Origin of the sequence: Microbacterium sp. 2MCAF23 (assembly GCF_052115565.1) — a bacterium.
GTDB lineage: Bacteria > Actinomycetota > Actinomycetes > Actinomycetales > Microbacteriaceae > Microbacterium.
In genome coordinates this window covers 291,367-300,840 of sequence record NZ_JBFRGY010000015.1, presented here as the reverse complement: position 1 = coordinate 300,840, position 9,474 = coordinate 291,367, and the positions used below count along the sequence as shown (strand labels likewise).

General features: G+C 70.9%; 9 protein-coding genes. 4 read left to right on the top strand and 5 right to left on the bottom strand.

Annotated features, from left to right (window positions below; genetic code table 11):
• Window positions 1-179: 179 nt before the first annotated feature.
• Both AB4078_RS16775 and AB4078_RS16770 read right to left on the bottom strand, forming a co-directional pair.
• A complete protein-coding gene (locus tag AB4078_RS16775) occupies window positions 180-2,078 on the bottom strand; it encodes a DUF4407 domain-containing protein (RefSeq protein ID WP_441978080.1) in 1,899 nt (632 codons plus the stop codon).
• A 115-nt stretch (window positions 2,079-2,193) separates the two neighbouring features.
• A complete protein-coding gene (locus AB4078_RS16770) occupies window positions 2,194-2,967 on the bottom strand; it encodes a 3-hydroxybutyrate dehydrogenase (RefSeq protein ID WP_441978079.1) in 774 nt (257 codons plus the stop codon).
• A 62-nt stretch (window positions 2,968-3,029) separates the two neighbouring features.
• On the opposite strand from AB4078_RS16770, the gene AB4078_RS16765 reads away from it, so the two are divergent.
• A complete protein-coding gene (locus AB4078_RS16765) occupies window positions 3,030-3,941 on the top strand; it encodes a LysR family transcriptional regulator (protein ID WP_441978078.1) in 912 nt (303 codons plus the stop codon).
• 89 nt (window positions 3,942-4,030) lie between these two features.
• Complete coding sequence (locus AB4078_RS16760; protein ID WP_441978077.1) at window positions 4,031-4,507, top strand: SixA phosphatase family protein; 477 nt, start codon at window positions 4,031-4,033, stop codon at window positions 4,505-4,507.
• Window positions 4,508-4,613: 106 nt separating this feature from the next.
• Here the strand turns inward: AB4078_RS16760 and rlmN are convergent, their stop codons facing one another.
• On the bottom strand, window positions 4,614-5,867 hold the full coding sequence (rlmN, locus tag AB4078_RS16755) for a 23S rRNA (adenine(2503)-C(2))-methyltransferase RlmN (protein ID WP_441978076.1): 1,254 nt from the start codon (window positions 5,865-5,867) through the stop codon (window positions 4,614-4,616).
• Between the two features lie 74 nt (window positions 5,868-5,941).
• Between rlmN and AB4078_RS16750 the strand changes: the two genes are divergently transcribed.
• Window positions 5,942-6,514: a ribosomal protein L7/L12 gene (locus AB4078_RS16750; RefSeq protein WP_441978075.1), complete on the top strand. Its 573-nt coding sequence runs from the start codon at window positions 5,942-5,944 to the stop codon at window positions 6,512-6,514.
• Between the two features lie 34 nt (window positions 6,515-6,548).
• On the opposite strand, the gene AB4078_RS16745 is transcribed toward AB4078_RS16750, so the two are convergent.
• Entirely contained in the window at window positions 6,549-7,937 is a 1,389-nt protein-coding gene (locus tag AB4078_RS16745; RefSeq protein ID WP_441978074.1) for an NAD(P)/FAD-dependent oxidoreductase, read from the bottom strand.
• A gap of 232 nt (window positions 7,938-8,169) precedes the next feature.
• Entirely contained in the window at window positions 8,170-8,529 is a 360-nt protein-coding gene (locus tag AB4078_RS16740; RefSeq protein WP_441978073.1) for a hypothetical protein, read from the bottom strand.
• A gap of 343 nt (window positions 8,530-8,872) precedes the next feature.
• Between AB4078_RS16740 and AB4078_RS16735 the strand changes: the two genes are divergently transcribed.
• A complete protein-coding gene (locus AB4078_RS16735) occupies window positions 8,873-9,463 on the top strand; it encodes an ankyrin repeat domain-containing protein (protein ID WP_441978072.1) in 591 nt (196 codons plus the stop codon).
• Window positions 9,464-9,474: the final 11 nt, after the last annotated feature.

Below are 9,474 nucleotides of genomic sequence, written 5' to 3'. Positions count from 1 at the left end.
TCGATACCGCCCTGTCAGCGAGACCCTCTTCAAACGACGCTACCGCCGCCAACCGCTGCGCCTCAGAAAGTGAACTCCTCGGATGCAAAGAACTGACCCCCAGGAGTCGAAACTGATTTCTCAGTCCAACTCCCGGGGGTCAGTTCAGATTCGACCGGAGGGGGCCCTTTCGCGCCTGCTCAGACTCTGGCCGTCTCGGGCGAGGCGGGGTGAGCGGAAGCCGGAGCCGGGTGCGCGGAAGCCGGAGCGGGATGAGCGGATCCGATGCCCGGGTGTGCGGGCACCGGCCACGAGGGCGCACCGGACGAAACGGGCGGGGTCGGCGCGGGGTGTGCCGGCGGAGCAGTCTCGACGGCGACCGTGGGCGCGGCGACGGCGGGCGCGGTCGCACCCGCGAAAGTGGGCGCGGCGGGTGCCGGCTCCGTCTCGCTCGCGGACGTCCGACCCGAGTCGGCCGGGTTGGTCGTCTCGGCCTCGTGCGCGTCGGCGAAGGCGCGATGCTGCGCCTCCTCCGCGATGATGGCGGCGCGATCGCGGTAGCCCCTCGACGTGACACGGTCGAGCTCGACCTGCTTCGCGATCGCTTCGGCCTTCTCGTAGAGCGACGGGTCGCCCCAGCTGGTCAGCACCTTCACGATGACCGGCAGCAGCTCGATCATGAAGAACAGGGCGGCGATCAGCCAGTGCGCGAAGCCCAGCACGGGCTCCTTCGCGGAGAGCCGGTCCAGCGCCGAGATCTGGCTGAGCAGGCCCACCGCACCGGCGTTCGTGCCGGCCACGGATGCCGCCCGTGCGTTGTACGCGTCGAGTGCGGTCTTGTACGCCTGCTCGGCGGCGGGGATCTGATCCTTCGCCTGCTGACGGTTCTGCGTCTCGGAGGCCGAGGTCGCCGACTTCGACGAGCTGTCCGCCGACTCCAGGTCGGTGTTGGCCTGGCGCAACTGCGCGGCGAGCGCGTCGTAGGTCTGCTGGGCCTGATCGAGCTGCGACTTCGCCGCGTCCGAACTCGCGCCGTCGCCCTGCACGCCGGTGCAGCCGGGCACCGTTCCGGCGCCCTGCCCGGTCAGCTCGCACTGGTACAGCGCACGGGCCTGGTCGATGACCTTCTGCTGGTCGGTCATCTGGCCGGTGATCTTGGTGACGGTGTCCTGGGCGGCCTTCTGCGAGGCGGAGTCGCTGGACGTGCCCTTCACGATGCCGGTCGAGGCCTGGTTCTGCAGGTCGGCGAGGCGGGTCGAGGCGGCGTCGAGCGCCTTCTTCTCGGGACCGCTGGTCACGGCCTTCTGGTCGGACTGCGCCTGCACCAGGTTGGTCGCGGTGACCTCGCGGGCGATGTCGTTGTGGAACGCCTGCAGCACGATCGGTTCGGCGACGACGAACCCGATGATCGCGGCCATCAACACACGCGGGATCGCGAGCCCGAGCAGGCGCCAGAAGTTGCGCGTGGAGCGCATGGTCGAGGTGAGGAAGCGGTCGAGATTGAAGATCAGCAGCGCCCAGACGATTGCGAGCGGCACCGCCAGCCAGACCAGCACCTGCACGCCCGTGGTGAGGGCGAACAGCATCGACAGCGCGGAGACCAGCGCGGTGCCCGCCAGCACGAAGAACATCTGCACGAAGCGCGGCTGCTCGCTGGGCACGCGGTCGAGGATCGTGCCGTCGGCGCCGCCGAGGATCGCGAGGCGACGCCAGAACCAGCCCTGCGGACGGGGCTCGCGCGGCGGCTTCGGAGGCCTGGAGGCGGCCGGTGCGGGCGCCGCCATGACGGGGGCGGGCTCGACGACGGCCGCCGGCTCCGCAGCCGGCGCGGCGGCCGTGGGGAACAGGTCCTCGATCCGCGGCGCGGGCTCGGGGAGCGGCTCCGGCCCGACAGCGCGCGGGGTCACGACGGGCTCGATCGGGGCGGTCACGGCCTCCGCGGCGGGATCGGATCCCGTCGGCGTGTAGTCCCGCACGAAGATGAACGGGTCCTCCGCGGTCGGGTCGGAAGGGTTCGAGGGGTCGGTCTGTCCGTCGACGTCGAAGGCGATCCGGCCCTGGGAATCCATGCGGCCAGGGCGGTGGGCGGAATAGGACATCCCTCAACCGTACGAAAACCCGCCTGGGCAACCGATGGGCGAAGCCTGTACGCACGCCGGGCAGAGCGTTGGCGCCGGCTATGGAGGACTCCCCCCGCACACCGAGCCGTCACCGTCACCGCGCGCTCCAGCCGCCGTCCATCGTGTACGAGGCGCCGGTGACCGAGCCCGCCATCGGACCGCACAGCCATCGAGCCAGATCCGCGACCTCGTCGGGCTCGAGCAGGCGCTTGATCGCCGACTCGACGAGCATGACCTTCTCGATCACGTCGGCCTCGGGGATGCCGTGCGTGCGGGCCTGATCCGCGATCTGCTTCTGCACGAGGGGCGTGTTCACATACCCGGGGTTGATGCAGTTGCTCGTGACACCGTGCGGGCCACCCTCGAGCGCGGTCACCTTGGAGAGCCCCTCCAGCGCGTGCTTGGCGGTCACGTAGGCCGACTTGTACTCGCTCGCCCGCAGCCCGTGCACGGAGCCGATGTTGACGATCCGCCCCCACCCGCGGGCGTACATGCCCGGGAGCACCGCCCGGATGAGCAGGAACGGCGCGGTGACCATGATGTCGAGCATCCGGCGGAACATCAGCGGGTCGAAGTCGACGATGGGCGCGACGGTCTGCAGCCCGGCGTTGTTCACGAGGATGTCCGCGTCGAAGCTGCGCTCCGCGAGCGCATCGAGGTCGCCGAGGTCGATCCCAAGAGCCTCGCCGGCGATCTCGGCGGCCACTGCGGCGGCCGCCTCGGCGTCGCGGTCGAGCACGAGCACGTGCGCGCCGTCGCGTGCGAGCGCCCGGGCGCACGCCGCACCGATGCCGCTCCCCGCGCCGGTGACGAGGGCGGTGCGCCCCCGGAGGTCGGTGTCGGGGCCTGGGGATCGCTGCGCTGCCATGCTTGCACGGTAGTTCACTGTCGCGCACGGCGGAAGTGACCCGGCTATGCAAAACTGCACAGATGGACGCGCACTTCCCCGCACCGCCGCTCAGCGCGGACGACCTCCTGGTGCTGCTCGCCGTGGCGCGCAGCGGCCGGTTCACCGCCGCCGGCCAGCAGCTCGGGCTGAACCACACCACGGTCGCGCGCCGCATCGCCGCGCTCGAGGCGCAGCTGGGCGGACGCGTGCTCTCGCGCGAGGGAGCCGGGTGGGAGCTGACTCCGCTCGGATCGCGCGCCCTGGCCGCGGCCGAGGGCGTGGAGCGGGCTCTCGGCCGGCTGGACGGCGGAGACGGCACACGGATCGGCGGCCTGATCCGCCTCTCCGCGACGGACGGTTTCAGCGGGTTCGTGGCCGCTCCCGCCATGGCCGCGCTGCGGCGGGCGCACCCCGACGTGCAGCTGGAGCTCATCACCGGCACCCGGCAGGCCTCGCACCAGCGCACCGGCGCCGACCTGGAGGTCGTGGTCGGTCGCCCGCAGGTGCGGCGGGCGCGCGCGATCCACCTGGCCGACTACGCCCTCGGCCTGTACGCGAGCCGCGACTGGCTGCGCGAGCATCCGGAACCGAGGGATCCGGATGAGCTCGCCGGGCAGCCGCTCGTCTACTTCATCGAGTCGATGCTGCACGTCGACTCCCTCGACGACGCGCGACGGGCGGTGCCGGGCATGCTCGACGCCGTCGCGAGCACGAACGTGTACGTGCACGTCGACGCCACCCGTGGTGGTGCCGGATTCGGCCTACTGCCGGCGTTCCTCGCCGATCAGCACGAGGATCTGGTGCGCGTGCTGCCTGAGGAGATCGACGAACGTCTCCCCTACTGGCTCATCGCCCGTCCGGAGGCGTTGAACCAGCCCGCGATCGCGGCGTTCCTGGAGACGCTGCAGGCACGCCTCGCCGACGTGCGTCCGCAGCTCCTCGGCGAGCGGTAGTTGCGACGCCTGCGGGCGAGCCGCAGGGCGAGCCCCGGATCCAGCCGGCGAGCGTGCGCCGCCGCCTCCGCGGTGGCACGCTGGTGATCATGAAGACCCTGCTGCTGGCGCGCCACGCGAAGTCCGACTGGGACGTGGCGGGCCTGCGCGATCATGACCGGCCATTGAACGCCCGCGGGCGCCGCGATGCTCCGGCCATGGCGCAGCGGCTCGTCGACGAGGGCGTCGGCGTGCAACGGATCGTGTCGAGCACGGCGACCCGCGCGCGCAGCACCGCCGACGCGTACGCGGCGGCGTTCGGGCTCTCCGGGTCCGAGGAACCAGGACTCTATGCGGCCTCGGACCGCGCGATCCTGGGGGTCGCGGCCGCCCTTCCCGATGACGTCGATGTGGCGATGCTGGTGGGGCACAACCCGGGCATGGCGGACGCGGTGGCCGAGCTCACCGGATCCTTCGTGGAGTTCCCGACCTGCGCCGTCGCCGAGTGCGCCATCGAGGTCGGATCCTGGGCGGAGCTGATCGAGGGATCCGGACGACTGCTCCGGCTGCGCACCCCGCGCGACTGACCGGGCCCGTTGCGCAACGCACCCATTTTCCGAGTCGTCCCCCTCAGCAGGACCTATAGACCGTGCTGAGGGGGACGACTCGGAAGAAGGCGAAGATCGCGCGACGTCAGGCCATTGCGGCGGCGGCGGCCTCGTCCTCGGTCGTGGCGACGAGCTGGCCGCAGGCCCCGTCGATCTCCTTGCCGCGGGTGTCGCGGAGGGTCGTCGGGATGCCGGCGTCGTTGAGGCGGCGGACGAACTCGTCCTGCACATCCTTCTCCGACGCGGTCCAGATGGATCCGGGGGTCGGGTTCAGCGGGATCGGGTTGACGTGCACCCAGCCGCGCCCGCGGGCGTTGAGCTTCTCCGCGAGCAGGTCGGCGCGCCAGGCGTGATCGTTCATGTCCTTGATCAGCGCGTACTCGATCGACACGCGGCGACCGGTCTTCGCGTAATAGTCGTACGCGGCGTCGAGCGCCTCATCGACCTTCCACCGCGAGTTGACCGGGATCAGCTCGTCGCGCAGCTTGTCGTCCGGCGCGTGCAGCGAGAGCGCGAACGTGACCGGGATGTGCTCGTCGGCGAGCTTCTTGATCGCGGGAACCAGCCCGACCGTCGACACCGTGATGCCGCGCGCGCTCATGCCGAGCCCCTCCGGCTGCGGGGCGACCATGACGCGCACCGCATCCATCACGCGCTTGTAGTTGGCGAGCGGCTCACCCATCCCCATGAACACGATGTTCGAGACGCGCTCCATGGAGTGGTCGTCGGCCTTCTTGCCGCCGAGGCCGCCCTCGGCGATGAGCCGGTTGGCGCGCACGATCTGCTCGACGATCTCGGCCGTCGACATGTTGCGCGTGAGCCCGGCCTGGCCGGTGGCGCAGAACGGGCAGTTCATTCCGCAGCCCGCCTGCGAAGACACGCACAGCGTGATGCGGCCCGGGTAGCGCATGAGCACCGACTCGACGAGCGCACCGTCGTGCAGACGCCACAGGAACTTGATGGTGTCGCCGCGGTCGGTCTCGAGCCGCCGCACCTCGGTGAGCAGCGGCGGCAGCATCCCGGCCACGAGCTCGTCGCGCTGGCCTGAGGGCAGATCCGTCATGTGCGCCGGGTCCGAGGTGTAGTGCGTGAAGTAATGCGTGGCGAGCTGCTTCGCGCGGAATCCGGGCAGGCCCAGCTCCTTGACCTTCTCCACGCGCTCGGTGGGCGTGAGGTCGGCGAGGTGCACGGGCGGCTTGCCCCGCTTCGGGCTGGCGAACTGCAGCAGCGGGCGCCCCTCGGCGTCCTTCTTCTGCGTCCAGCCTTCGGTGGCGGGGCGCACCTGGGCGGCACGCTTCGCGGGCGCGCCGGGGCGGGCGGACGCAGGAGTCTCGGACATGACTTCAAGGGTAGGGCCTGCAAGGTGCGAAGGCGCTGGGCGCGGTCCGGCGGATCCGCCCGTACGCTGACGGAATGGACCTCTGGATCTGGATCCTCCTCGCCGTCGCGATCGTCATCCTGTTCGTCGCCATCGCCGTGACGCTGCGGGCGATCCGGCCGAAGGCCCCGGAGCCGCTCGGCACGGCCTTCGCCGCGCCGTCATCCGCCGCACCGGCCGCGGTCCCGACGTCCCGCGGACCGCGCCCGGCGACATCGGATCCGCTGACCCCCGACGTCATCGCCGAGATCGACGGGCTGGTCGCCGCCGAGCAGAAGATCTCGGCGATCAAGGTGCTGCGCGAGCACTCCGGCCTCTCGCTGCGCGAGGCGAAGGATCAGATCGACGCCTGGGTGCCCTCGACTCCTGGCACGAGGGACGCGACGCCTGTCTCCCTCGCACATTCCGGCCCACGTCCCGCTGGAGCGCCGTCCTATGCCGGCGGGCTGTCCGTCGCCGACGCCGTCGCTCACCTCTCCCCCGAGGTACGGGCGGAGGTCGGCCGTCTCATCACCGCAGATCAGAAGATCGCCGCGATCAAGCTGCTTCGCGAGGCGACCGGGCTCGGCCTCAAGGACTCGAAGGACGCCGTCGAGTCCTGGCGCTGACAAGGGAGCGCCGCTCCTCGAGGCAGGACGCGGGTCAGTGCCGCCCGGTGATCACGTCTGCGAGGTGCGCGACGGGCGAGGTGTCGGGGCGCCCGGCCAGCTCGGCCCGATCGGCCATGCCGTACGCCGCGTAGAGGCCTTTCGTCGCGATCCACCGCAGCGGTTCGGGCTCCCAGCGCCGTACCCGGTGGTTCACCCAGGGCAGACCGGTGATCTCGGTCTCGTTCCCGAGGATGAGATCGGTGATCGTGCGCCCCGCGAGGTTCGTCGAGGTCACACCCGTGCCGACATAGCCGCCGCCCCAGGCGATCCCGGTGCTCGGGTCGAGCCCGACCGTCGCCGACCAGTCGCGCGGCACGCCGAGCACACCCGACCACACGTGATCGATCCCGGCCCCGGCCGTCGCCGGGAAGAACCGGCGCAGGATCTCGGTGAGCGTGCGCACAGTCGACATCGGGGTGCGACCGTCGGTGTCGGTCCTCGAGCCGTACTTGTAGGGCACGCCGCGCCCGCCAATCGCGATCCGGTCGTCCGCCGTGCGCTGCGCGTACATGTAGACGTGGGCGAGATCGCCCAGCACCTCGCCCTCGCTCCAGTGCAGTTCGTCCCACACCTCCCGCGACAGCGGTTCCGTGGCGATGAGCGACGAGTTCATCGGCAGCCACAGCCGGTGCAGTCCCTTCAGGTTCGCGGTGAACCCCTCGGTCGCGCGCACGATGTATTCGGCGGAGACCGTGCCGTGATCGGTGCGCAGTCGGTGCGGGGCGATCTCGGCGACCGTGGTGCGCTCGTAGATCTCGACGCCGAGTCGTTCGACCGCCGCAGCCAGCCCCGCCACAAGCTTGGCGGGCTGGATCCGTGCCGCATGCGGATGCCAGACCGCAGCCCTGGTACCGCGCACATTGATCTTGGCGGTCGCCTCGGCCGCCTCGAGCAGGGCGAGGTCGGTGTGCGCCCAGGTCTGCTCGGCGGCGGCGAAGGCCCTGAGGCGCCCCTCCTGTGCGGCTGTGTACGCGACGCCGAACTCGCCGCCCTTCTTGATGTCGGCGTCGATGCCCTCGGCCGCGGCGACCGTGATCACCTCGTCGACGGTGTCGTTCATCGCCCGCTGGAAGCGCGTGGCGGCGTCGCGTCCGTGCGTGCGCACGTACTGCTCGCGCCCGCCGGTCACCGAGTTGGTGAGCCAACCTCCGTTTCGGCCGGACGCACCGTAGCCCGCATGTCGCTGCTCGATGACCGCGATCCGCAGCGCGGGCTGCGCTCTCTTCAGGTAGTAGGCCGTCCACAGCCCCGTGTATCCGGCGCCGACGATGGCGACGTCGACGCTGAGGTCGCCGGGCAGCTCGGGCCGCGGCGCCGGGGTACCGAGCTGCTGCCACCAGTGCGAGACGTTGCCGTTGATCGGCGGGGCCGCCGCGACCATGTTGCTCCTCTTCCGTCAGCCGGGGATGCGCGCCGTCGCGGATCCCCGTGCGCGTCGGGTTCGCGCGGGCTGTCGGAATGCATCGAATCACACTTCTGCCGCGCGTGCCGGTCGGCTCGCGCCTGCGCGCCGACCCTCGTGGCTGCAGCGCACTTGTCGTGCGCCAGCCTCGGCGCGGCTGGGCCGCTGCTGACCGGTTGCACGGCGAGCCGGACGGGTGCGGCCGGTGTTCTCAGGCCCGCCGACGGATCACGATCTTGTTCTGGTCCGACGGGTCCTGACGGTCGAACCAGACGTCGACCTCCTCGCCGTTCACCAGCGGATCGCGCACATGGATGGTCGCGGGTTTCGTGACCCAGCGCTGCACACCGGATCCATCGCGGAAGGTGTAGGTCACCGCGGTGATGACCTGGCTCGCCTCATCGAAGTCCGTGTAACCCTGATTCGTCACCGAGCCGGTGACGGGCGACGTGGTGCGCACCAGTTCCTCCGCGGCATCGAGTCGACACAGTCCCGGCATGAGAAGGCTCGCTGCGGTGGTCCGTCGCAGGGGTCGCTCTCGCCGCGCGGCGTCAGGATCGATGGTGCTCATGCCACGATCCCACCACAACGCGGCTCTCATCCGCTCAGCGTTCTTCGCGTGCGATGGCGCGTGGTCACCGCTCCATGCAGGGAGGTCTCAGGAGGCACCCCCTCTCGCGTGGTATACCATTTCTATGCCCTCGGCCCTTCGCCCTCCCGACACTGCTCGCTCATGGAGCGCAGCCCCACGCCGCACGCGCGTCGTCGGCGCACTCGCCGGGCTCGGGGTGGCGGCAATGCTGGCTGGTTGCACAGCGAGCGCGACGGATGCGGCCGGCGTCCCGACCGTCACCACGACCCCGCCGTCCACCGCCGGCGCCCCCTCCTCCCCTGCACCGAGAACCGAGGCCGAGATGACCGCTCTGAACTCCCTCCTGTTCGAGGCCGCGACCTCTGGAGACGCCGACGGCGTGCGCGCCGCGATCACCGAGGGCGCCGACCTCGAGGCCCGTGGATCCGGCGGCATGACCGCATTGATCGCCGCCACGAAAGGCAACCGGATCGACGCGGCCCTCGCGCTCATCGACGCCGGCGCCGACGTGAACGCCAAGGACGACATCGTCGACTCGGCCTACCTCTACGCGGGGGCGCGCGGCCAGAACGAGATCCTCCAGGCGACGCTCGCGCACGGCGCCGACCTGCGCAGCACCAACCGCTACGGCGGCACGGCCCTGATCCCCGCGTCCGAGCGCGGCCACCTCAGCACCGTGAAGATCCTGCTCGCCGCGGGCGTGGATCCGAACCACATCAACAACTTGCACTGGACCGCGCTGCATGAGGCGATCGTGCTCGGCGACGGCTCGAAGACCTACGTCGACATCGTGCGCACCCTCATCGCGGGCGGCGCCGACGTCACCATCCGCGATGGAGACGGCGTGCTGCCCCGCGACCTCGCGGTGACGCGGGGCTATCGCGACATCGTGGCCGCGATCGACAAGGCCTGAGCGCGACCCCG